Origin of the sequence: Streptomyces sp. G45 (genome assembly GCF_049542095.1) — a bacterium.
GTDB lineage: Bacteria > Actinomycetota > Actinomycetes > Streptomycetales > Streptomycetaceae > Streptomyces.
Genome location: NZ_JBMUZU010000001.1, coordinates 6,899,793 through 6,922,547, shown reverse-complemented (window position 1 = coordinate 6,922,547; position 22,755 = coordinate 6,899,793). Strand labels below are relative to the sequence as shown.

16 protein-coding genes, 1 tRNA gene and 1 pseudogene are annotated in these 22,755 nt (G+C 69.4%); 11 read left to right on the top strand and 7 right to left on the bottom strand.

Annotated elements, in window-relative coordinates:
- Nucleotides 1–67: 67 nt before the first annotated feature.
- The 8 genes and pseudogenes from ACOBQU_RS29255 to ACOBQU_RS29220 all read left to right on the top strand — a co-directional run bounded on the left by ACOBQU_RS29255 (nt 68) and on the right by ACOBQU_RS29220 (nt 9,761).
- A complete protein-coding gene (locus ACOBQU_RS29255) occupies nt 68–2,347 on the top strand; it encodes an FdhF/YdeP family oxidoreductase (RefSeq protein WP_423631072.1) in 2,280 nt (759 codons plus the stop codon).
- A 71-nt stretch (nt 2,348–2,418) separates the two neighbouring features.
- On the top strand, nt 2,419–2,889 hold the full coding sequence (locus ACOBQU_RS29250; RefSeq protein WP_423631070.1) for a PaaI family thioesterase: 471 nt from the start codon (nt 2,419–2,421) through the stop codon (nt 2,887–2,889).
- Nucleotides 2,890–3,073: 184 nt separating this feature from the next.
- Nucleotides 3,074–3,469 (top strand): hypothetical protein, encoded by a 396-nt coding sequence (locus ACOBQU_RS29245; RefSeq protein WP_423631068.1) that lies wholly within the window; start codon nt 3,074–3,076, stop codon nt 3,467–3,469.
- 592 nt (nt 3,470–4,061) lie between these two features.
- A complete protein-coding gene (locus ACOBQU_RS29240; protein WP_423631066.1) occupies nt 4,062–5,291 on the top strand; it encodes a branched-chain amino acid ABC transporter substrate-binding protein in 1,230 nt (409 codons plus the stop codon).
- A 91-nt stretch (nt 5,292–5,382) separates the two neighbouring features.
- A complete protein-coding gene (locus ACOBQU_RS29235; RefSeq protein WP_423631064.1) occupies nt 5,383–6,312 on the top strand; it encodes a branched-chain amino acid ABC transporter permease in 930 nt (309 codons plus the stop codon).
- Nucleotides 6,313–6,317: 5 nt separating this feature from the next.
- Nucleotides 6,318–8,128, top strand: a pseudogene (locus tag ACOBQU_RS29230) (branched-chain amino acid ABC transporter permease).
- Between the two features lie 5 nt (nt 8,129–8,133).
- Nucleotides 8,134–9,048, top strand: a complete 915-nt coding sequence (locus tag ACOBQU_RS29225) for an ABC transporter ATP-binding protein (protein ID WP_423634786.1) — start codon at nt 8,134–8,136, stop codon at nt 9,046–9,048.
- Nucleotides 9,045–9,761, top strand: a complete 717-nt coding sequence (locus ACOBQU_RS29220; RefSeq protein ID WP_423631062.1) for an ABC transporter ATP-binding protein — start codon at nt 9,045–9,047, stop codon at nt 9,759–9,761. The genes ACOBQU_RS29225 and ACOBQU_RS29220 overlap by 4 nt, the downstream gene beginning before the upstream one ends.
- A 78-nt stretch (nt 9,762–9,839) precedes the next feature.
- Here ACOBQU_RS29220 and ACOBQU_RS29215 read toward each other — a convergent pair whose 3' ends face one another.
- Nucleotides 9,840–10,496: an ANTAR domain-containing response regulator gene (locus tag ACOBQU_RS29215; protein ID WP_423631060.1), complete on the bottom strand. Its 657-nt coding sequence runs from the start codon at nt 10,494–10,496 to the stop codon at nt 9,840–9,842.
- 102 nt (nt 10,497–10,598) lie between these two features.
- Between ACOBQU_RS29215 and ACOBQU_RS29210 the strand changes: the two genes are divergently transcribed.
- A tRNA-Leu gene (locus ACOBQU_RS29210) sits at nt 10,599–10,681 on the top strand.
- 82 nt (nt 10,682–10,763) lie between these two features.
- On the top strand, nt 10,764–11,549 hold the full coding sequence (locus ACOBQU_RS29205) for a helix-turn-helix domain-containing protein (protein ID WP_423631059.1): 786 nt from the start codon (nt 10,764–10,766) through the stop codon (nt 11,547–11,549).
- Between the two features lie 51 nt (nt 11,550–11,600).
- Here the strand turns inward: ACOBQU_RS29205 and pyk are convergent, their stop codons facing one another.
- Both pyk and ACOBQU_RS29195 read right to left on the bottom strand, forming a co-directional pair.
- A complete protein-coding gene (gene pyk / locus ACOBQU_RS29200; RefSeq protein ID WP_423631057.1) occupies nt 11,601–13,037 on the bottom strand; it encodes a pyruvate kinase in 1,437 nt (478 codons plus the stop codon).
- 144 nt (nt 13,038–13,181) lie between these two features.
- The gene (locus tag ACOBQU_RS29195) at nt 13,182–13,892 is read right to left on the bottom strand and encodes an SIMPL domain-containing protein (protein ID WP_423631055.1); all 711 of its coding nucleotides are present in this window, start codon (nt 13,890–13,892) and stop codon (nt 13,182–13,184) included.
- 155 nt (nt 13,893–14,047) lie between these two features.
- Here ACOBQU_RS29195 and ACOBQU_RS29190 point away from each other — a divergent pair, with 155 nt between their 5' ends.
- On the top strand, nt 14,048–15,847 hold the full coding sequence (locus tag ACOBQU_RS29190; RefSeq protein ID WP_423631053.1) for a bifunctional metallophosphatase/5'-nucleotidase: 1,800 nt from the start codon (nt 14,048–14,050) through the stop codon (nt 15,845–15,847).
- A gap of 173 nt (nt 15,848–16,020) precedes the next feature.
- On the opposite strand, the gene ACOBQU_RS29185 is transcribed toward ACOBQU_RS29190, so the two are convergent.
- The 4 genes from ACOBQU_RS29185 to pepN form a co-directional block, all read right to left on the bottom strand.
- A complete protein-coding gene (locus ACOBQU_RS29185; RefSeq protein ID WP_423634784.1) occupies nt 16,021–17,412 on the bottom strand; it encodes a lysine N(6)-hydroxylase/L-ornithine N(5)-oxygenase family protein in 1,392 nt (463 codons plus the stop codon).
- Between the two features lie 55 nt (nt 17,413–17,467).
- Nucleotides 17,468–18,796, bottom strand: coding sequence for a pyridoxal phosphate-dependent decarboxylase family protein (locus ACOBQU_RS29180; RefSeq protein WP_423631051.1), 1,329 nt, complete (start codon nt 18,794–18,796; stop codon nt 17,468–17,470).
- A 312-nt stretch (nt 18,797–19,108) separates the two neighbouring features.
- Nucleotides 19,109–19,951 (bottom strand): SDR family oxidoreductase, encoded by an 843-nt coding sequence (locus ACOBQU_RS29175; RefSeq protein ID WP_423631049.1) that lies wholly within the window; start codon nt 19,949–19,951, stop codon nt 19,109–19,111.
- A 151-nt stretch (nt 19,952–20,102) separates the two neighbouring features.
- Nucleotides 20,103–22,616 (bottom strand): aminopeptidase N, encoded by a 2,514-nt coding sequence (gene pepN, locus ACOBQU_RS29170; RefSeq protein ID WP_423631047.1) that lies wholly within the window; start codon nt 22,614–22,616, stop codon nt 20,103–20,105.
- Nucleotides 22,617–22,755 lie beyond the last annotated feature (139 nt).

Here is a 22,755-nt window from a genome sequence, read left to right as displayed (position 1 = left end):
CCGCTGTCAGTGCCGCGTGGGAGGATCGGACACGTACTCGCGTTGCGCGCTCGAAGGGGAGCAGACGATGGCAAGCAAGCCGCCCAAGGGTGACCCGGTCCAGGACGCGCCGCAGGTCGCGGACGCGCAGCACGCCGCCGCGGGACTGCCCGCCATCGGCCACACCCTGCGCGTGGCCCAGCGCCAGATGGGCGTGCGGCGCACGGCGTTGACGCTGCTGCGGGTCAACCAGAAGGACGGCTTCGACTGCCCCGGCTGCGCCTGGCCCGAGCCCGACCACCGCCACAAGGCCGAGTTCTGCGAGAACGGGGCGAAGGCGGTCGCCGAAGAGGCCACGCTGCGCCGCGTCACCCCCGACTTCTTCGCCGCCCACCCCGTGGCCGACCTCGCCACCCGCAGCGGGTACTGGCTGGGCCAGCAGGGCCGCCTCACCCACCCCATGTACCTGCCGGAGGGCGGCACGCACTACGAACCGGTGTCCTGGGACCGCGCCTTCGACATCGTCGCCGAGGAGCTGGCCGCGCTCGCCTCCCCCGACGAGGCCCTCTTCTACACCTCGGGCCGCACCAGCAACGAAGCGGCGTTCCTGTACCAGCTCTTCGCCCGCGAACTCGGCACGAACAACCTCCCGGACTGTTCGAACATGTGCCACGAGTCGTCCGGCTCCGCCCTCACTGAAACCCTCGGCGTCGGCAAGGGCAGCGTCCTCCTGGAGGACCTCCACCAAGCGGACCTGATCATCGTCGCCGGACAGAACCCGGGCACCAACCACCCGCGCATGCTCTCCGCCCTGGAGAAGGCCAAGCGCGGCGGCGCGAAGATCATCACGGTCAATCCGCTGCCCGAAGCGGGCCTGGAGCGCTTCAAGAACCCCCAGACCCCCCAGGGCATGCTCAAGGGCACCGCCCTCACCGACCTGTTCCTCCAGATCCGCATCGGCGGCGACCAGGCCCTCTTCCGCCTCCTGAACAAGCTGATCCTGGAGACCGAAGGCGCCGTCGACGAGACCTTCGTACGGGACCACACCCACGGATACGAGGACTTCGCCGCCGCCGCCCGCGCGGCCGGCTGGGACGAGACGCTCACCGCCACCGGCCTGGACCGCGCCCGCATCGAGGAGGCCCTGCGCATGGTCCTCGCCTCCCAGCGCACCGTCGTGTGCTGGGCGATGGGCCTGACCCAGCACAAGCACGCCGTGCCCACCATCCGCGAGGTCGTCAACTTCCTGCTCCTGCGCGGCAACATCGGCCGCCCCGGAGCGGGCGTCTGCCCCGTGCGCGGCCACTCCAACGTGCAGGGCGACCGCACCATGGGCATCTTCGAGCGCCCCGCGCCCGCCTTCCTCGACGCCCTGGAGAAGGAGTTCGGCTTCGCCCCGCCGCGCCACCACGGCCTGGACGTCGTCCGCGCCATCCGCGCGCTGCGCGACGGCGACGCCAAGGTGTTCTTCGCCATGGGCGGAAACTTCGTCTCCGCGTCCCCCGACACGGAGGTCACGGAAGCCGCGATGCGGCGCGCCCGCCTGACGGTGCACGTGTCGACGAAGCTGAACCGCTCGCACGCCGTCACCGGCGCCCGCGCCCTGATCCTGCCGACGCTCGGCCGCACCGAGCGCGACCTCCAGACCGGCGGCGAGCAGTTCGTCACCGTCGAGGACTCCATGGGCATGGTGCACGCCTCCCGCGGCCGCCTGGAGCCCGCGAGCCCGCACCTGCTGTCCGAGCCCGCCATCGTCTGCCGCCTGGCCCGGCGCGTCCTCGGCCCCGAATCGGCCACGCCCTGGGAGGAGTTCGAGCAGGACTACGGACGCGTCCGCGACCGCATCGCCCGCGTCGTCCCCGGCTTCGAGGACTTCAACGCGCGCGTGGCCCGGCCCGGCGGCTTCGCGCTGCCGCACGCCCCCCGCGACGAGCGCCGCTTCCCCACCGCCACCGGCAAGGCCAACTTCACCGCCGCGCCCGTCGAGTACCCCACGGTCCCCGAAGGCCGCCTGCTGCTGCAGACCCTGCGCTCCCACGACCAGTACAACACCACGATCTACGGCCTGGACGACCGCTACCGCGGCATCAGGAACGGCCGCCGCGTCGTCCTGGTCAACCCCGCCGACGCCCACGCCCTCGGCGTCGCCGACGGAGCCTACGTGGACCTGGTCAGCGAGTGGAAAGACGGCGTCGAGCGACGCGCCCCCGGCTTCCGCGTCGTGCACTACCCCACGGCACCGGGCTGCGCCGCCGCGTACTACCCCGAGACCAACGTCCTCGTCCCGCTCGACGCCACCGCCGACACCAGCAACACCCCCGCCAGCAAGTCCGTCGTCGTCCGCCTGGAACAATCCCCTACCGACTGAGCGTTCGCTCAGCCAGTTGTCCGTGTAGTTGTCCGTGTTTCAGGTGTCGTCGACGAACGGAGCCCGGCCCTATGGGCGAGCAGCACATCACGAAGTTCCCGCAAGAGGTCATCGACGAGTACGCCGGGCTCGGCATCGACCTGCCCGCCCTGTTCTCCGCCGGGAACCTCGGCGACCGGATGGGGGTGCGGATCCTGGAGGCCTCCGCCGACCGTGTCGTCGGCACCATGCCCGTCGAGGGCAACACCCAGCCGTACGGGCTGCTGCACGGCGGGGCCTCCGCGGTGCTCGCCGAGACCCTCGGCTCCATCGGCTCCATGCTCCACGGCGGCAGCCGGAAGCTCGCCGTGGGCGTCGACCTGAACTGCACACACCACCGGGGGGCGCGGTCCGGGCTGGTCACAGGAGTGGCCACACCGGTGCACCGGGGGCGGACCTCGGCGACGTACGAGATCGCCATCCAGGACGAGGAGGGGCGGCGGGTGTGCAGCGCGCGCCTGACCTGCGCACTGCGCCCCGCCGACGGGGCCAACGGCGGCTGACCCCGCCCTGAGCGCCCTGGGGCCCACCCTCCGGCCGTGGGCCCCTGCCGCCGCCCGCCGGCCACCGGGGGCCTGCCGCCGCCGCGCCCTCGCCCACCCGCCGCCCGTGACCGCCCCCTGAGAACCGGGCGCCCGCGAGACCGAGCCCTGGTGGAAGGACCCCCTCCGGGCTACCGTCGCCGCCATGAGGCACCGCAGGACGGCCCTCCGCCAGGCACCGCTCGCCCTCGCCCTCACCCTCGCCGTCACCGTCGGCGCCTGCTCGGCCAGCGGCCCCACCGCCCCCGACGGGCCCAGCAGCCCCCGCACCCGCACCACCTCCCCCGGAGACCTGTGCGCCAGCGTGGTCCTCGCCTGGGCTCGCGACGTCTACGACGGGCGCAGGGACGTGTACGGGGACTACCAGCACATGGGGCTCTCCTACGGGCAGTACGAGATCCTGCGCGGCGCCCTGAGCGCGGGACGGGCGGAGCGGAAGCGGCACGGGGCCGCCGCGGGGCGGACGGTGATGACGCGCCAGGTCCGCGAGAAGTGCCGGGCCCGCTACCGCGGCGGCTCCCCCACCGGCAACCCTTGGTAACGGCCGCGACACACCCCCCGTACGCCCCGCGGCCACGGCCGCGCCGCGCCGCCCGGCCCGCCCCCAGGCCCCTGGGAAGCGCTTCCCTTCACCGGAGGAACAGGAGTGCTCCGCAAAAACACTCCTGACCACCCACATTCGCGTATGCGGAAAAGTGCCACGGAATGATCTGCTCCTTTTTCATGAACGTAACGCTGTGTAATACGCGGGCAATGTGAGGACGAAGATCGAATAGCGGGGCGGAGCCCGTAAAGGATCTTTACGGGACGCGGGGAGCACACCGTTCCGCACACTTCCGTCAGGAGTAAAACCAGAGAACAGTCCTGCACGTTCGGCTATGCCGGATGCGCCGAAGCGTGCATATTCCGCCACAACCGGCCCCCGCCTTCACGGACGGAATGCCCCGCGGCATAACAAGAGCGTCACAGCCTTGGTCCGACCACTCCACCAGGATCAATTACGCCCTTAGAGTCACGGCCAGTCACCGCGCCGCCGGGCGCGAACTGAATTGCACGGCCCGGTACCACCACCAGTACGGCCCGGCGATCTTCACGGCCCTAGCAGAGGGCCGCGCCTGGGGAAAGGACCAATCGTGCGAAACCGTTCCGCGCTCATCCTCACCACGGTGTTGACCACAGGGGCACTGACCCTCACCGCCTGCGGATCGCGCGACAAGGACAAGGACGACAACGGCGGCGGCGAGAAGACCGTCGTCATCGGCTTCGACGCCCCCCTGACCGGCGACCTCTCCGCCCTGGGCATCGGAATGCGCAACTCCGCCGAGCTGGCCGTCAAAACCGCCAACAAGGAGAACACCGTCGACGGCATCAAGTTCAAACTTGAACCCCTCGACGACCAGGCCCAGCCCTCCGTCGGCGGCCAGAACGCACAGAAGTTCATCAGCAACGACGACGTCCTCGGCGTCGTCGGCCCCCTCAACTCCAGCGTCTCCCAGTCGATGCAGAAGCCGTTCAACGACGCCAACCTCACCCAGGTCTCGCCCGCCAACACCGGCACCGAACTCACCCAGGGCGACGGCTGGAAGACCGGCGACAAGAAGCGCCAGTTCAAGACCTTCTTCCGCACCGCCACCACCGACCAGGTACAAGGCCAGTTCGCCGCCCAGTACCTGTTCCAGAAAGCGAAGATCAAGAAGGTCTACGTCATCGACGACCAGAAGACCTACGGCGCCGGACTCGCCGCCTCCTTCAAGGACACCTTCATCGACCTCGGCGGCAAGGTCGTCGGCCAGGACCACATCAACCCCGACGACCGCGACTTCAAGTCCGTCGCCTCCAAAGTCAAGGGCAGGGGCGCCCAAGCCGTCTACTACGGCGGCGAATACCCCGCCGCCGCCCCCCTCAGCCAACAGCTCAAGGAGTCCGGCGCCAAGATCCCCCTCATGGGCGGCGACGGCATGAAGAGCGAAGAGTTCCCCAAGCTCAACAAGAAGGCCATCGGCGACCTCGGCACCTCCGTCGGCAAGCCCGTCGAGGAACTCGACTCCGCGAAGAAGTTCATCGAGGAATACAACAAGAACTACAAAGAAAACATGGAGACCTACGGTGGCGGCACCTACGACGCCACCTGGTCCATCATCGAAGCCGTCAAGATCGCCGTCCAGGAAAACGACGGCAAGCTCCCCGACAACGGCCGCGAAAAAGTCCTCGAAGCCATGAGCAAGGTCAAGTTCGACGGCGTCACAGGAACCGTCTCCTTCGACAAGTACGGCGACACCACGAACACGATGATGACCGCGTACCAGGTGAACAAGAGCAACAAGTGGGAATCCAAGTTCAGCGAGGCCTACAAGCCACGCTGACCCAACCCCACACCCATTGACTCAAGGCCGCGCGGGACGCGCTACCAGCGCTCCCGCGCGGTGCCATATCCGAACCCACGGAGGCCCTGCGGTGAACGAACTGCCGCAACAGCTAGCCAATGGACTCATCCTCGGCGCGATGTACGGTCTCATCGCGATCGGCTACACGATGGTCTACGGAATCGTCCAACTCATCAACTTCGCCCACGGCGAGATCTTCATGGTCGGAGGCTTCGGCGCCCTCACCGTCTCCCTCTGGCTCCCCGACGGATTCTCCCTCCTCGCCATGATCCCCCTCATGATCATCGGCGGCGTCATCTGCTCCGTCGCCGTCGGCACCGCCGCAGAACGCTTCGCCTACCGCCCCCTGCGCGGCGCCCCACGACTCGCCCCCCTCATCACCGCCATCGGCCTGTCCATCCTCCTCCAACAAGCCGTCTGGAAGTGGTACCCCGACGCCAAGAAAGACCGCACCTTCCCCCAATTCAGCGGCGACCCCGTCCATGTCTTCGGCGCCGACATCCAACGCGGCGACTTCTTCCTCATCATCGCCGCACCCCTGTGCATGCTCATCCTCGGCTGGTACGTCAACAAAACCCGCTCCGGACGCGGCATGCAAGCCACCGCCCAAGACCCCGACACTGCCAAACTCATGGGCATCAACACCGACCGCATCATCGTCATGGCCTTCGCCATCGGCGCCGCCTTCGCCGCCATAGCCGCCGTCGGCTACGGCCTCCACAACGGCCAAGTCGGCTTCAAAATGGGCTTCATCATGGGCCTCAAAGCCTTCACCGCAGCCGTACTCGGCGGCATCGGCAACATCTACGGAGCCATGCTCGGCGGCATCGTCCTAGGCGTCGCCGAAGCCCTCGCCACCGGATACATGCACGACGTACCCGGCATGGAACAGTTCGGCGGCGGCGCCTGGAAGGACGTCTGGGCCTTCGCCCTCCTCATCCTCGTCCTCCTCCTCAGGCCCCAAGGGCTCCTAGGCGAACGCGTCGCGGATCGGGCGTGATACCCATGACCACCACCACCTCCAACACCCCCAACCACACCAAACCCACCACCGGCACCACCACCCCCCTCATCCCCCTCCCCCAAAACCTCACCCGCCCCCTCATCCTCACCGGATCCACCACCGCCCTCATCGGCACCTTCCTCCCCTGGACCTGGACCACCGCCTTCCCCGGCGACCTCACCGTCACCGGCTACCCCGGCGGCCTCCAAATCCTCACCCTCATCGGATCCGCCCTCACCCTCCTCTTCACCCTCGCCACCTACCACCTCCGCGGCCTCCGCTGGCTCACCCCCGGCGGCACCCACAGCCCCGTACTCCTCCTCACCCTCGGCGTCCTCGGCACCACCGGCTACACCATGGGCGCCATCACCGACCACCTCGGCGGCATCGTCAACCTCGAACCCGGAGCCTGGATCTCCGGCATCGGCGCCCTCACCGCCACCATCGGCGCCCTCGCCCTCCCCACCGACACCCCCGACACCGACAGCACCAACCCCTGGCAACGCCTCCGCCACAGCCTCAAAGCCCCCACCCCCAAACGCGCCAAAGAACTCAACTCCACCCTCGAAATCCTCATCATCGCCGCCGCCTTCGGCATCGGCCTCTACGTCTTCGCCTACGGCATCGAGGCCTACGACGAACTCTTCATCGGCTTCCTCATCACCACCGCCTTCAGCGCCACCGCACTCCACCGCGCCGGACTCATCCCCCGCCTCACCACCCTCACCGCCAAACACCGCAACATCACCCTCACCGCCGCCCTCATCGCCGCCGCCCTCTTCCCCCTCACCCAAAGCGACGCCAGCTACGCCCTCATCGGCGTCAACATCCTCATCTTCGCCACCGTCGCCCTCGGCCTGAACGTCGTCGTCGGCCTCGCCGGACTCCTCGACCTCGGATACGTCGCATTCCTCGGCGTCGGCGCCTACACCGCCGCCCTCGTCTCCGGAAGCCCCGCCTCCACCTTCGACGTCCACTTCCCCTTCTGGGCCGCCGTCCTCACCGGCGCCGCCGCCTCCCTCATCTTCGGCGTAGTCATCGGCGCCCCCACCCTCAGGCTCCGCGGCGACTACCTCGCCATCGTCACCCTCGGCTTCGGCGAAATCTTCCGCATCACCATGAACAACCTCAACGGCAACTCAGGCCCCGACCTCACCAACGGTGCCCAAGGCATCCCCAACATCCCCGACCTCGAACTCCTCGGCTACAACCTCGGCACCGAACACGACATCGCCGGATTCACCCTCAGCAGACCCGCCAACTACTACCTGCTGATGCTCCTCTTCACCGCCGTCGTCGTCCTCGTCTTCCGCCGCAGCGGAGAATCCCGCATCGGCCGCGCCTGGGTCGCCATCCGCGAAGACGAAACCGCCGCCACCGCCATGGGCATCAACGGCTTCCGCGTCAAACTCATCGCCTTCGCCCTCGGCGCCACCCTCGCCGGATTCGCCGGAAGCGTCCAAGCCCACGTCTCCTACAGCATCACCCCCGAGCAATACCTCTTCGCCAACACCGTCCCCCCAACTCCGCCTTCCTCCTCGCCGCCGTCATCCTCGGCGGCATGGGCACCATCAGCGGCCCCCTCATCGGTGCCGCCCTCCTCTACCTCATCCCCGCCAAACTCCAATTCCTCGAGGACTACCAACTCCTCCTCTTCGGACTCGCCCTCATCCTCCTCATGCGATTCCGACCCGAAGGCCTCGTCCCCAACCGCCGCGCCCAGCTCGAATACCACGAAACCGACCAACTCGACATCCCCGCACAACAAAAACTCCCCGAAGGCACCATCGGCGTCCACAAGGCGGGGGCGTGACCACCATGACCACCACCACGACCACCACCGTCCTCGAAGCCAAAGGCGTCACCATGCGCTTCGGCGGACTCACCGCCGTACGCGCCGTCGACCTCACCGTCAACACCGGAGAAATCGTCGGCCTCATCGGACCCAACGGCGCCGGAAAAACCACCTTCTTCAACTGCCTCACCGGCCTCTACGTCCCCACCGAAGGAACCGTCTCCTACAAAGGAACCATCCTCCCCTCCAAACCCCACCTCGTCACCGACGCCGGAATCGCCCGCACCTTCCAGAACATCCGCCTCTTCGCCAACATGACCGTCCTCGAAAACGTCCTCGTCGGACGCCACACCAGAACAAAAGAAGGACTCTGGAGCGCACTGCTCCGCGGCCCCGGATTCAAAAAAGCCGAAGCCGCGTCCCACGCCCGCGCCATGGAACTCCTCGAATTCGTCGGCCTCGCCCACAAAGCCGACCACCTCTCCCGCAACCTCCCCTACGGCGAACAACGCAAGCTCGAAATCGCCCGCGCCCTCGCCAGCGAACCCGGACTCCTCCTCCTCGACGAACCCACCGCGGGCATGAACCCCCAAGAAACCCGCGCCGCCGAAGAACTCGTCTTCGCCATCCGCGACCAGGGCATCGCCGTCCTCGTCATCGAGCACGACATGCGGTTCATCTTCAACCTCTGCGACCGCGTCGCCGTCCTCGTCCAAGGCGAAAAACTCGTCGAAGGCACCTCCGAAACCGTCCAGGCCGACGAACGCGTCATCGCCGCCTACCTCGGCACCCCCTACGAAGGCGCACCCGGCGCCGCCGAAATCGCCGAAGTCGAAGCCGCCGAAGCCGACGCCGACACCCCCGACGACACCCCCACCGACACCACAGACGACAGCACCACAGCCCGCGCCACCGGCACGGAAGGAACAGCCAAGTGACCGCACTCCTAGAGGTCCACGACCTCAAGGTCGCCTACGGCAAAATCGAAGCCGTCAAAGGCATCTCCTTCACCGTCGAAGCCGGACAAGTCGTCACCCTCATCGGCACCAACGGCGCCGGAAAAACCACCACCCTCCGCACCCTCTCCGGCCTCCTCAAACCCCTCTCCGGCACCATCACCTTCGACGGCCAACCCCTCACCGGAACCCCCGCCCACAAAATCGTCGCCCGCGGCCTCGCCCACTCCCCCGAAGGCCGCCACATCTTCCCCCGCCTCACCATCACCGAAAACCTCCAACTAGGCGCCTACCTCCGCGACGACCGCACCGGCATCGAAAAGGACATCCAACGCGCCTACGACCTCTTCCCCATCCTCGGCGAACGCCGCAAACAAGCCGCAGGAACCCTCTCAGGCGGCGAACAACAAATGCTCGCCATGGGCCGCGCCCTCATGTCACGACCCAAACTCCTCATGCTCGACGAACCCTCCATGGGGCTCTCCCCCATCATGATGCAGAAAATCATGCACACCATCAGCGAACTCAAATCCCAAGGCACCACCATCCTCCTCGTCGAACAGAACGCCCAAGCCGCGCTCTCCCTCGCCGACCACGGACACGTCATGGAAGTCGGCCGCGTCGTCCTCTCCGGCACCGGACAGGACCTCCTCCACGACGAATCCGTCCGCAAGGCCTACCTCGGCGAGGACTAGGCCCCTGGCCCCACACAACGAAAAGGGCGGCACCCCCCAGGGGTGCCGCCCTTTACCTTCTCGCCTCGCCCTACCGGCTCAGCCCTTCGCCGCCTTCTTCTCCGCCGCGTCCTCAATCACAGCCTCCGCCACCTGCTGCATCGAAAGCCGACGATCCATCGACGTCTTCTGAATCCAACGGAACGCCGCGGGCTCCGTCAGACCGTACTCCGTCTGCAGAATCGACTTCGCCCGATCCACCAGCTTCCGCGTCTCCAGCCGCTGCGTGAGGTCCGCGACCTCCTTCTCCAACGCCTTCAACTCCGTGAACCGCGACACCGCCATCTCGATCGCCGGTACCACGTCACTCTTGCTGAACGGCTTCACCAGATACGCCATCGCCCCCGCGTCCCGCGCCCGCTCCACCAGGTCCCGCTGCGAGAACGCCGTCAGCATCAGCACCGGCGCGATCGACTCCTCCGCGATCTTCTCCGCCGCCGAGATCCCGTCCAGGACGGGCATCTTCACATCCAGGATCACCAGGTCCGGCCTGTGCTCCCGGGCCAGCTCGATCGCCGTCTCCCCGTCCCCGGCCTCGCCGACGACCGTGTAGCCCTCCTCTTCCAGCATCTCCTTGAGGTCGAGGCGGATCAGCGCCTCGTCCTCGGCGATGACGACACGGGTCGTCAGCGGCGGGACGTGCGACTGGTCGTCGTCGGTCGTCTCTACGGGCTGGGGCGACTCGGGCGCGGTCACGGAGGGCTCCTTGGTATGGCAGGTGCGCTGCCCCGCCAGGGTACCTAGCTGCGGCGCTGCACGGTGACCCGGTATGCTGCCGAAGGTGCTGTGGCACCCCCAGCCGGGTTGGCGGAATGGCAGACGCTGATGTCTCAAACACATCTGTCCGAAAGGGCGTGCGGGTTCGAATCCCGCACCCGGCACGCCGAATAGCGGAGTTTCACGTTCTCGTGAAACTCTGCTATTTACTACGTGGAGCCACGATCAGTCGCACAGAGTGGTCGCATGAACTTCCACGGGACAGAAGTGCGACAGAAGGCATTGACGCTTTTGCGCGGCGGGGCCAGGAACGCCGACGTCGCTCGGCGCCTGAACGTTCCGGTCGGCACGATCGGCTACTGGAAACACGAGGACCGAGCCAAGCGGGGCGAGTGCCCTGGTCGGGTAGGGCCTCCGTGCCCTCGCTGCGACGGAGAGTTGAATCGGTCAGCGTACGCCTATCTCCTGGGCCTGTATCTTGGCGATGGCCACATCAGCAAGAACCGCGCCATGCGCTCTCCCAGCCTCTCGATCACGTGCGCTGAATCTCACCCAGGCCTCATGGATGAGTGCGAGAAGGCCATGCGTCTCGTCTTCCCCAGAAACTCCGTATGCCGAGTCCTCCGCAAGGGTTGCCGGGACGTAAAGCTCTACTCCACGCACATATCGTGCCTGTTCCCCCAGCACGGCCCAGGCCGGAAACACGAGCGCGTCATCGCTCTCGAACCCTGGCAGCAGGAGATCGTCGACAGTTACCCCTGGGAATTCATCCGAGGGCTCATCCACTCCGACGGATGCCGCATCACCAACTGGACCACGCGGCTCGTCGGGGGCGAACGCAAGCGCTACGAGTACCCCCGCTACTTCTTCGCCAACAAGTCCGACGACATCCGGAAGCTGTTCACCGACACCCTCGACCTGGTCGGGGTCGAGTGGACCAGCCTCGCCCGGGGCAGCGACCCGTTCAACATATCCATCGCCCGCAAAGCCTCCGTCGCCCTCATGGACGCTCACGTCGGGCCCAAGTACTGAGACCGGGCCGGGCGGGGCCGCTCCCCCGTGTGAGCGGCCCCGCGGAGTGGGTCAGCGAGGGGTGTCGTCCTCGCCGATGTGGTGGACCCGCACCAGGTTCGTGGAGCCGGAGACTCCGGGTGGGGAGCCCGCGGTGATGATGACCGTGTCGCCCTTCTGGCAGCGGCCGATCTTCAGCAGGTGCTCGTCGACCTGGTCGACCATCGCGTCGGTGGAGTCGACGTGGGGGCCGAGGAACGTTTCGACGCCCCAGGTGAGGTTGAGCTGGGCGCGGGTGGCGGGGTCGGGGGTGAAGGCGAGGAGGGGGATGGGCGAGCGGTAGCGGGAGAGGCGGCGGACGGTGTCGCCGGACTGGGTGAAGGCGACCAGGAACTTCGCGCCGAGGAAGTCGCCGATCTCGGCAGCGGCGCGGGCGACGGCGCCGCCCTGGGTGCGGGGCTTGTTGCGTTCGGTCAGGGGCGGGAGGCCCTTGGCGAGGATGTCCTCCTCGGCGGCCTCGACGATGCGGGCCATGGTGCGGACCGTCTCGACGGGGTACTTGCCGACGCTGGTCTCGCCGGAGAGCATCACGGCGTCGGTGCCGTCGATGACGGCGTTGGCGACGTCGCTGGCTTCGGCGCGGGTGGGGCGGGAGTTGTCGATCATCGAGTCGAGCATCTGCGTGGCGACGATGACCGGCTTGGCGTTGCGCTTGGCGAGTTTGATGGCGCGCTTCTGGACGATGGGGACCTGTTCGAGGGGCATTTCGACGCCGAGGTCGCCGCGGGCGACCATGAGGCCGTCGAAGGCGGCGACGATGTCGTCGATGTTGTCGACGGCCTGGGGTTTCTCGATCTTGGCGATGACGGGGAGGCGGCGGTTCTCCTCGTCCATGATGCGGTGGACGTCGTCGATGTCGCGGCCGGTGCGGACGAAGGAGAGGGCGATGAGGTCGAAGCCGGTGCGCAGCGCCCAGCGGAGGTCGGCTTCGTCCTTGTCGGAGAGGGCGGGGACGGAGACGGCGACTCCGGGGAGGTTGAGTCCCTTGTGGTCGGAGACCATGCCGCCTTCGATGACGGTGGTGGTGACGCGGGGGCCGTCGACGTTGGTGACCTGGAGGGTGACTTTGCCGTCGTCGACGAGGATGTGTTCGCCGGGGGTGACGTCGGCGGCGAGGCCGTCGTAGGTGGTGCCGCACTGGTGGCGGTCGCCGGGGGCGTCTTTTTCGACGGTGATGGTGAAGGTGTCTCCGCGTTCGAGGAGTACGGGGCCTTCGTGGAAGCGGCCGAGGCGGATCTTCGGGCCTTGAAGGTCGGCGAGGATGCCGACGCTGCGGCCGGTCTCGTCGGCGGCCTTGCGCACGCGCTGGTAGCGGTCCTCGTGGTCGGCGTAGGTGCCGTGGCTGAGGTTGAAGCGTGCCACGTCCATTCCGGCTTCGACCAGGGCCTTGATCTGGTCGTAGGAGTCGGTGGCGGGTCCCAGGGTGCAGACGATTTTCGCTCGGCGCATGGTTCGACACTAGGGCTTACCGATGGGTAGTGGATTGGTTGGGTGTGACTGCTCAACAACCGTTGCATGAAGGGTTTTTGACAACTGTTGAAGTGTGCGTGGGCGTGCTCTGATGAGCGCGTTCAAGGGTCGTTGCGGGTGCGGTCACAGTTGTGGGGGGTTGAGGGTGAAGCGGGCGTTGACCTGGGCGTGGACGGTCTGGCGTTGGGGTTCGAGGTCGAGGGGGGCGGCGGCTTCGGGGGTGGCTCCGCCGTAGGCGGCGCGGGCCATGCCGGGGGCGGCGGGGTAGGCGTAGGGGGCGTTGTCGGCGCCGATGTCGGCGATGTCGATGAGGTGGGCGAGGGTGGTGCCGAGGGCGTCGGCGTATTCGCGGGCGCGTTGGACGGCTTCCTTGACGGCTTGTTGGCGGGCGTGGCGGTGGGCGGGTGAGGTGGGGCGCAGGGCCCACCAGGGGCCGTCGACGCGGGTGAGGTCGAGGTCGGCGACGCGGGTGGTGAGTTCGCCGAGGGCGGTGAAGTCGGTGAGTTCGGCGGCGATGTGGACGCGGCCGTGGTAGGTGCGGACGCGTTCGCCCTTGCCGCGTTTGGTGAGTTCGGGGGTGATGGAGAAGGCGCCGGTTTCGAGGCGTTCGACGGCGTCGCCGTAGCTTTTGACGAGTTCGATGACGGTGTTGTTGCGGCGGGTGAGGTCGGCGAGGGCGGTGGCGCGGTCGTTGCCGCGGGCGCTGACGGTGATGCCGATGCGGGCGTACTCGGGGTCGACTTCGAGGTGGGCTTCGCCGCGGACCGCTACGCGCGGGGCGTGGGCGGTGGCGTGGGTGGCGGTGGCGTCGGTGGTGTCGTCCTGGGTGGTCATGGGGCCACTGTCGCACTGCGGGTGGGTGCGGGACAGTCATCGGATCGAAACCTGGCGGGTCTGTCGCGGGCTGCGCGGGCGGGTCAGAATCTACGCGCGTTACCGCTGTTCATTCCTGTTGTGTATCCGCTTTTGTCGTGTTGGAGGAGTTTGTCATGCCGTTGAACCGGAGGAAGTTCCTGGGTGGGTCCGCCGCTACGGGTGCGGGCGTGGCCCTCGCGGGTGCGGCGGCGCCGGTGGCCGAGGCGGCCGCGGGGCCCGGTGGGCGGCGGCCGAAGCGCTATGAGTTCACGGTGATGGGGACGACGGATCTGCACGGCAACGTCTTCAACTGGGACTACTTCACGGACCGGGAGTTCGACGACAAGGACCACAACGACGTGGGCCTGGCGAAGATCTCCACGCTGGTGGGGCGGGTCCGGGCGGAGCGGGGCCGCCGCAACACGCTGTTGATCGACGCGGGTGACACGATTCAGGGCACGCAGTTGTCGTACTACTACGCGAAGGTCGATCCGATCACGGCGGAGCGCGGTCCGGTGCATCCGATGGCGCGGGCGATGAACGCGATCGGCTATGACGCGGCGGCGCTCGGCAATCATGAGTTCAACTATGGGATTCCGCTGCTGCGGAAGTTCGAGGAGCAGTGTGACTTCCCGCTGCTGGGGGCGAACGCGTTGGACGCGAGGACGCTGCGGCCCGCGTTCGCTCCGTACAGCATGCACCGGTTGCGGACGCCGCACGGGCGGGATGTGCGGGTGGCGGTCCTGGGGCTGACGAATCCGGGGATCGCGATCTGGGACAAGGCGAACGTGCAGGGGAAGATGACGTTCCCGGGTCTGGAGGAGCAGGCGGCGAAGTGGGTGCCGAGGCTGCGGTCGATGGGCGCGGACGTGGTGGTGGTGTCGGCGCACTCGGGTTCGAGCGGTACGTCGTCGTACGGGGATCAGTTGCCGTACGTGGAGAACGCGGCGGCGCTGGTGGCGCGGAAGGTGCCGGGGATCGACGCGATCCTGGTGGGGCACGCGCACACGGAGATTCCCGAGTACGTGGTGGAGAACGAGGTCACGGGCGAGAAGGTGGTGCTGTCGGAGCCGTTGAAGTGGGGGCAGCGTCTGACGCTGTTCGACTTCGGCCTGGTGTGGTCGAAGGGCCGCTGGCGGGTGGAGTCGGTGGGTGCGCGGGTGCTGAACTCCAACACGGTGGCGGAGGACCCTGCGATCACGGGGCTGCTCGCGAAGGAGCACCGGAAGGTCGTGGCGTATGTGAATCAGGTCATCGGCACGTCGAAGGCGGCGATGAGCACGGCCGAGGGTCCGTACAAGGATGTGCCGATCATCGATCTGATCAACCATGTGCAGGCGGAGACGGTGCGGGCGGCGCTGGCGGGCGGGGAGTTCGCGGCGCTTCCGGTGCTGTCGCAGGCGTCGTGCTTCTCGCGGACGGCGGGGATTCCGGCGGGTGCGGTGACGATCCGGGACGCGGCGGGCCTGTATCCGTTCGAGAACACGCTGGAGGCGCGGCTGCTCACGGGTGCGCAGCTGAAGGACTATCTGGAGTTCTCGGCGCGGTACTACGCGCGGACGGCTCCGGACGCGGTGGTGGATCCGGCGAAGCTGACGAACGCGAACGGCACGCCGGACTACAACTACGACGCGCTGTACGGGGTGACGTATGACGTGGACATCGCGCAGCCGGAGGGTTCGCGGATCGTGGATCTGCGGTTCGAGGGGAAGGTGGTGGATCCGCAGGCGCGGTTCGTGCTGGCGGTGAACAACTACCGGGCGAGTGGGGGTGGGAACTTCCCGCACGTGGCGAAGGCCCAGCAGGTGTGGGTGAATTCGGAGGAGATCCGGAACACGATCATCGCGTGGGTGAAGGCGCGGGGGACGGTGGATCCGGCGGAGTTCGCGCGGGTGGGGTGGCGGCTGACGCGGGCGGGGGTGCCGGTGTTCTGACGGGTGTCGTGGGGCGGGGCCGGGCGGTGGGGGTGGTGCCGCCCGGTTGTGCTGCCGTCTGGTCGCTGTTGGTGAGGTGGCTGGAGTGCCCCGACCGTCCGGGTGCGCGTCCGTGGGGCGCGGGTGGGTCCGCGGTCGGGGCAGGTGGGGTCGTTCCTGGGGTGGTGTGAGGGTTATTTCTTGAGGTGGACGAGGGTGCCGCGCTGTTCCCCCGCGGGGTGGGGGGTGGCGCGGCTTTGTTGTGTGGGGAGGCCGAAGCTGGTGAAGGCGGTGCGGTCGGGCAGGGGGTAGGGGTTCTTGCCGGTGAGGGCGTTGAGGATGGTGGCGCTGCGCCAGGCGGAGAGGCCGAGGTCGGGGGCGCCGACGCCGTGGGTGTGGCGTTCGGCGTTCTGGACGTAGACGTTGCTGCCGGTGCGGGTGATGGCGGGGTCGAGGACGAGGCGGTAGTGCTCGTCGATGCGGGGGCGGTCGGCGCTGTCGCGGCGCAGGTAGGGGTGGAGTCCGGCGAGGAGTTGGTCGAGGGGGCGTTCGCGGTAGCCGGTGGCGAGGATGACGGCGTCGGTGGTGAGGCGGGAGCGGGTGCCTTGCTCGGTGTGTTCGAGGTGGAGTTCGACGCGGGTGGTGGCGACGCGGCCCGCGGTGCGGACGCTGACGCCGGGGGTGAGGACGGCGTCGGGCCAGCCGCCGTGGAGGGTGCGTCGGTACAGCTCGTCGTGGATGGCGGTGATGGTGTCGGTGTCGATGCCTTTGTGGAGTTGCCACTGGGCTTTGACGAGGCGGTCGCGGGTGGGTTCGGGGAGGGCGTGGAAGTAGCGGGTGTAGTCGGGGGTGAAGTGTTCCAGGCCGAGTTTGGAGTACTCCATGGGGGCGAAGGCGGGGGTGCGGGCGAGCCAGTGGAGTTTCTCGGCGCCTGGGGGGCGGTGGGTGAGGAGGTCGAGGAAGATCTCGGCGCCGGACTGTCCTGAGCCGATGACGGTGATGTGGTCGGCGGTCAGGAGGCGGTCGCGGTGCAGGAGGTAGTCGGCGGAGTGGATGACGGGGACGGTGGGGGCGTCGGCGAGGGGTTTGAGGGGTTCGGGGATGTGGGGGGCGGTGCCGATGCCGATGACGATGTTGCGGGCGTGGGTGCGGCCGAGGGCTTCGGCTTCGCCGTCGGTGTCGAGTTGGGTGTAGTCGACGTCGAACTGGGCGCGGTCGGGGTTCCAGCGGACGGCGTCGATCTGGTGGCCGTAGTGGAGTCCGGGCAGGTGGTCGCTGACCCAGCGGCAGTAGGCGTCGTAGTCGGCGCGTTGGATGTGGAAGCGCTCGGCGAAGTAGAAGGGGAAGAGGCGTTCGCGGCTTTTGAGGTAATTGAGGAAGGTCCAGGGGCTGGCGGGGTCGGCGAGGGTGACGAGGTCGGCGAGGAAGGGGACTTGGAGGGTGGTGCCGTCGATGAGGAGGCCGGGGTGCCAGTGGAAGGAGGGGCGTTGTTCGTAGAAGTCGGCGGTGAGGTGGCCGAGTTCGGTGAGGGGCTGGGCGAGGGCGGCGAGGGAGAGGTTGTTGGGGCCGATGCCGATGCCGACCAGGTCGCGGGGGGTTTCGGGTGGGGTGGGTGCCTGGCGTGGCTTGGGGGTGAGTCGGTCATCGGGGGGTGGTTCCTTCCGCGACGAGGGTCAGGAGGCGGGTGAGGTCGGCGGTGGTGGTGTGGGGGTTGAGGAGGGTGAGTTTGAGCCAGCGGCGGCCGTCGAGTTCGGCGCGGCCGAGGACGGCGGTGCCGTCGGTGAGGAGTTTTCTGCGGAGGTGGGCGATGTGGTCGTCGTCGGCGCCGGTGGGGCGGAACAGGACGGTGCTGATGGCGGGTTTGGCGTGCAGGTCGAAGCGGGGGTGGGCGGCGACGAGGTCGGCGAAGGCGTGGGCGAGGTGGCAGACGCGGTCGACGAGGGCGCCCAGGCCGCTGCGGCCGAGGGTCTTGAGGGTGACGGCGATCTTGAGGGCGTCGGGGCGGCGGGTGGTGCGCAGGGAGCGGCCGAGGAGGTCGGGGAGGCCCGCGGTGGTGTCGTCGTCGGCGTTGAGGTAGTCGGCGCGGTGGTCGAGGGCGGTGGTGTCGTGGGGGTCGCGGAGGGTGAGGATTCCGGCGGCGGCGGGCTGCCAGCCGAGTTTGTGCAGGTCGAGGGTGACGGTGTCGGCGCGGTCGAGGCCGTGGAGCTTGGCGCGGTGGGTGTCGCTGAAGAGGAGTCCGGCGCCGTAGGCGGCGTCGACGTGGAGGCGGGCGCCGTGGGTGGCGCAGAGGTCGGCGATGTCGGTGAGGGGGTCGATGAGGCCCGCGTCGGTGGTGCCCGCGGTGGCGGTGACGAGGGTGTGGCCGCCTCGGGCGGTGAGGTGGGTGAGGGCGTCGTCGAGTGCGGTGAGGTCGAGGGTGCCCGCGGGGGCGGGCAGGGTGTGGGGGGTGGGCAGGCCGAGGAGCCAGGCGGCGCGGTGGAGTGAGTGGTGGGCGTTGGCGCCGGTGAGGATGTGGAGGGGCTGGCCGTGGGCGGCGGCCTGTTCGCGGGCGAGGAGCAGGGCGAGTTGGTTGGACTCGGTGCCCCCGGTGGTGATGAGGGCGTCGCCGTCGCCGTGGACCTCGGTGGCGAGGGTGGTGGTGAGGAGGTCTTCGAGGGCGGAGGCGGCGGGGGCCTGGTCCCAGGAGTCGAGGGACGGGTTGAGCGCGGAGGCGGCGAGGTCGGCGGCGGCGGCGAGGGCGAGCGGCGGGCAGTGCAGGTGGGCGGCGCACAGGGGTTCGGCGGGGTCGGCGGCGCCGGTGGCGACGGCGCGGACGAGGGTGGCGAGGGCGTCGTCGCTGCCGTGCGGCGGCAGGAGGTCTCCTGCCGCCGCGTGGAGGCGGGTGGTGACGGCGGTGGGTCCGCCGGGTGGGAGGGGGCCGCCGCGGGCCGCCGCGCCGTCGCTCAGGGCGTCGAGGACGGTGGTGAGCAACGGCCGGAGTGCGTGGGGGCCTTGGGCGCCTCCGGCGAGGGGTGGGGGGCCGTCGGCGGGGGCGGCGGGGTGTTCATGGGAACACCCTGTATCGGTTGTGGGGGTTGTGAGCCGAGCGGCGGCATTCGGAACCCGAAAGTGGTAATCGGACGCGCCGCCGCGCTCCCGCGCCGGGTATGCGGCTGCGTCGGGGTGGGCGATGCCGGGCCGGGTACGGCCCCGGGCACGCCCCGTGCCCCGGGCACGCCCCGTGCCCCGACCTGCCCGCGCCCCAGCGCGCCCCCGCCCCCCGGAGGGCCCCCGCCCCCAGCGCTACGCGCGGAAGTCGTCCGCGTGGTCCCGTGCCCACTCGGCGAAGGTGCGGGCAGGGGTGCCGGTGACGTCCTCGACCGTGGTGGTGAGCGGCGGCTCGTGCTCGACGGTGTGGGCGAGGGCGGCGACGAAGGCGGGCACCATGTCGGCGGGGATGATGGGGAACATCTCCGGGGCGACCTCGTCGGGGGTGATCTCCTGGTACGTCAGGGAGCGGCCGACGGCGTCGCCGATGGCGGCGATCTGCTGGGCGGTGGTGATCGGCGCGGGCCCGGTGAGGGCGTGGGCGGTGGCGCTGTGCCGTTCGGTGAGGGCGTGGCGGGCGACGGCGGCGATGTCGCCTTCGTGGATGGGGGTGGAGACGCCGTCGGCGTAGGGGCCGCGGACGGTGTCGCCCTGCTTGATCTGCCAGGCCCACTGGAGGGCGTTGGTGGCGAAGACGCCGGGGCGCAGGAAGGTCCAGTCGAGGCCGCTGTCGCGGACGTCCTGTTCGAGGGTGCGGTGCCAGGTGTGGATGAAGGTGTCGTGGGCGGGGTCGTCCTCGACGGCGATGGAGGACAGGACGACGACGTGTTCGACTCCGGCGGCGCGGGCGGCGGCGAGGAAGGCCGTGGTGTGGTCGCCGGTGACGGAGGCGTGCAGGAAGAGCTGCCTGGCGCCCTTGAACTGGACGGTCATGTCAGCGGGTTCGGGGGTGACGACGAGTCGGGTGGTGTCGGCGGCGGGGGGCAGGTGGGCGCGGGCGGGGTCGCGGGTGAGGGCGCGTACGGGGGTGTCGGCGGCGGTGAGCTGGTGGACGAGGGCGCGGCCCACGTTGCCGGTGGCTCCGGTCACGACGATCACAGGGGGTTCCTCCGGGTCGTTGGTCGGGTCTGGCCTGGTGTGGCGTGGTGCGGACCGACCCTAAGCAACCGGAGGAGCCCTCCGTATCGTCGTCGAGGACGAGCCCGGCCTAGGCAATCGGGCCTAGGCCGGGGGTCGTACGAGGGCCGTCTCAGCCCTTGACGGCGTCGCTCCCGGACTTGCGCCGCACCCTCAACGCCCGTGCCAGGTCGTCGAGTTGGTCGGCGAGCCCGCGGCGCAGCGCCGGGGCGAGGCCGGGCCGGGCCAGGCTCCGCTCGCCCAGGCGCAGCGTGTCGTCGTCGACGGCGTGCAGCGGGAAGGCGTGGTGGCAGATGGCGCTGGCGATGGCGGGGCCGCGGCGGGCGGCGACGGGGACGGCCTCCTCGAAGTAGCGCGGCACATAGGGCCGTACGAGGTCCTCCTGCTCGGGCTGCCAGAAGCCCTGGGCGGTGGCCTTGAACAGGTAGTTCGACAGGTCGTCGGTGGCGAACAGGGCGTTCCAGGCGCGCTGTTTGGCGGCGGCGTCGGGCAGTGCGGCGCGGCAGCGGGCGGCGCCCTCCTGACCGGCGGCGCTCGGGTCGCGGCGCAGTTCGGCGGCGATGGCGTCCTCGTCGGCCTCGCCGAGCACGGCGAGCCGGGCGAGGACGCGCCAGCGCAGCTCGGGGTCGAGTTCGGGCCCGCCGGGGACGGCGCCGAAGCTGAGCCAGGTGTGCAGCGGCTCGGCCTGGGTGGCGGCGTCGATGAGGCCGCGTACGGCGATGAGTCTGAGGTCCGGCTGGGAGCCGTCCTCGGTGCGGCGGATGATGTCGCGGCACAGGGCGTCGAGGGTGGCGAGGGCGGCGGGGCGGTCGGCGGGCGGGGTGTAGCGGTCGGTGATGTCGCTGGCCGCGAAGGCGAGGACGCCGGAGACCAGGGCGATGTCGGTCTCGGCGGGCAGGTGGGCGCCCGCGGCTTCGAGGTAGGCGGCGGGTTCGAGGTCGCCGTCGCGGACCATGTCGCGCAGCGCGTTCCACAGGACGGCGCGGGTGAGCGGGTCGGGGACGTCGGAGAGGGAGCGCAGGGCGGTTTCCTCGGAGACGTCGTCGAGGCGGATCTTGGCGTAGCTGAGGTCGTGGTCGTTGGGGACGATCAGGGCGGGCCTGACGCCGTCGCGGGGTTCGGGCTCGCGCTGGGGTACGTCGGTCTCGTAGCGCTCGCGCAGGACCAGGCCGCGGCCGTCGGACAGGTCGCGGTCGAAGACGCCGACGGCGATGCGGTGGGGGCGGCTGCCGTCGCGGTCGAGGGTGAGGGTCCAGGTGCGGCCGCCGTGGGTGACGGTGGGGGTGAACGTGTCGACGCCGGTGGTGCGCAGCCAGGATTCGGCCCAGGCGTGCACGTCGCGGTCGGTGGCGGAGGCGAGGTTGTCGATGAAGTCGGCGAGGGTGGCGTTGGCGAACTTGTGGCGCGCGATGTGGGCGTTGATTCCGGCGAGGAAGTCCTTCTCGCCGAGCCAGGCGACGAGCTGGCGCAGGGCGCTGGCGCCCTTGGCGTAGGAGATGCCGTCGAAGTTGAGCAGCGCGGACGCGGTGTCGGGCACGGCGTCCGGGGCGGGTGCCACGGGGTGGGTGGAGGGCCGCTGGTCGGCGTTGTAGCCCCAGGCTTTGCGGGTGATGCCGAAGTCGACCCAGGTGTCGGTGAAGCGGGTGGCTTCGGTGAGGGTCTGGTAGCCCATGTACTCGGCGAAGGACTCGTTCAGCCAGATGTCGTCCCACCAGGCGAGGGTCACCAGGTCGCCGAACCACATGTGGGCCATCTCGTGGGCGACGACCACGGCGCGGGTCTGGCGCTGGGTGTCGGTGACGGCGGACCGGAACACGTACTCGTCGCGGAGGGTGACCAGGCCCGGGTTCTCCATGGCGCCCGCGTTGAACTCGGGGACGAAGGCCTGGTCGTAGGAGTCGAACGGGTAGGGCTCGGTGAATTTCTCGTGGTAGCGGTCGAAGCAGGCGCGGGTGACGTCGAGGAGTTCGTCGGCGTCGGCGTCCAGGTGCGGGGCCAGCGAGCGGCGGCAGTGCAGGCCGAAGGGCAGGCCGCGGTGTTCGGTGCGTACGGAGTGCCAGGGGCCCGCGGCGACGGCGATCAGGTAGGGCGACAGCGGCGGGGTGGTGGCGGCCCGCCAGCGGCCGTCGCCGAGGTGTTCGGTGACGCCGTTGGCGAGGACGGTCCAGGCGGTGGGGGCGGTGACGGTCAGGTCGAAGGCGGCCTTCAGGTCGGGCTGGTCGAAGGCGGCGAAGACGCGCTGGACGTCGTCGAGGAAGAGCTGGGTGTAGAGGTACGTCTCGCCGTCGCTGGGGTCGGTGAAGCGGTGCATGCCCTCGCCGGTGCGGGAGTAGCGCATCGCGGCGTCCACGCGCAGTTCGTGCCGTCCGCCGGTGAGGGCGCGCAGCGGGAACCGGTTGTCGGCCAGGTCCCGCGGGTCGAGGGGGACGCCGTCGAGCGTGATGGAGCGCAGGGTGGCGGGCTTCAGCTCGACGAAGGTGTCGCCGTCCGCGGCGGCGGTGAACTCGATCACCGTGCGGGAGTCGAAGGTCTCCTCGCCGGTGGTGAGGTCCAGGTCGACCTCGTACCGCTGGACGTCGAGGAGCAGGGCTCGGGTCTGCGCTTCGTCGCGCGTCAGTGCGGGCATCTGGCAAGGATGCCTTACGCGGGGGGTGGTGCGACCGGGGGATCGGGTGCCCGGGAGCGCGCTGGGGGCGGGCCCGGGTTTCCGGGCGCCCGGCGCCGGGGCTGTGCCCGCCGGTTCCGGCCGCCCGCAGGTGGGGTGG

Bases quoted from the DNA above. Each gene is read 5' to 3' on its own strand.
- ACOBQU_RS29255 (WP_423631072.1), top strand. From the start codon at position 68: ATGGCAAGCAAGCCGCCCAAGGGTGACCCGGTCCAGGACGCGCCGCAG.
- ACOBQU_RS29250 (WP_423631070.1), top strand. From the start codon at position 2,419: ATGGGCGAGCAGCACATCACGAAGTTCCCGCAAGAGGTCATCGACGAG.
- ACOBQU_RS29245 (WP_423631068.1), top strand. From the start codon at position 3,074: ATGAGGCACCGCAGGACGGCCCTCCGCCAGGCACCGCTCGCCCTCGCC.
- ACOBQU_RS29225 (WP_423634786.1), top strand. From the start codon at position 8,134: ATGACCACCACCACGACCACCACCGTCCTCGAAGCCAAAGGCGTCACC.
- ACOBQU_RS29205 (WP_423631059.1), top strand. From the start codon at position 10,764: ATGAACTTCCACGGGACAGAAGTGCGACAGAAGGCATTGACGCTTTTG.
- pyk (WP_423631057.1), bottom strand. From the start codon at position 13,037: ATGCGCCGAGCGAAAATCGTCTGCACCCTGGGACCCGCCACCGACTCC.
- ACOBQU_RS29195 (WP_423631055.1), bottom strand. From the start codon at position 13,892: ATGACCACCCAGGACGACACCACCGACGCCACCGCCACCCACGCCACC.
- ACOBQU_RS29190 (WP_423631053.1), top strand. From the start codon at position 14,048: ATGCCGTTGAACCGGAGGAAGTTCCTGGGTGGGTCCGCCGCTACGGGT.
- pepN (WP_423631047.1), bottom strand. From the start codon at position 22,616: ATGCCCGCACTGACGCGCGACGAAGCGCAGACCCGAGCCCTGCTCCTC.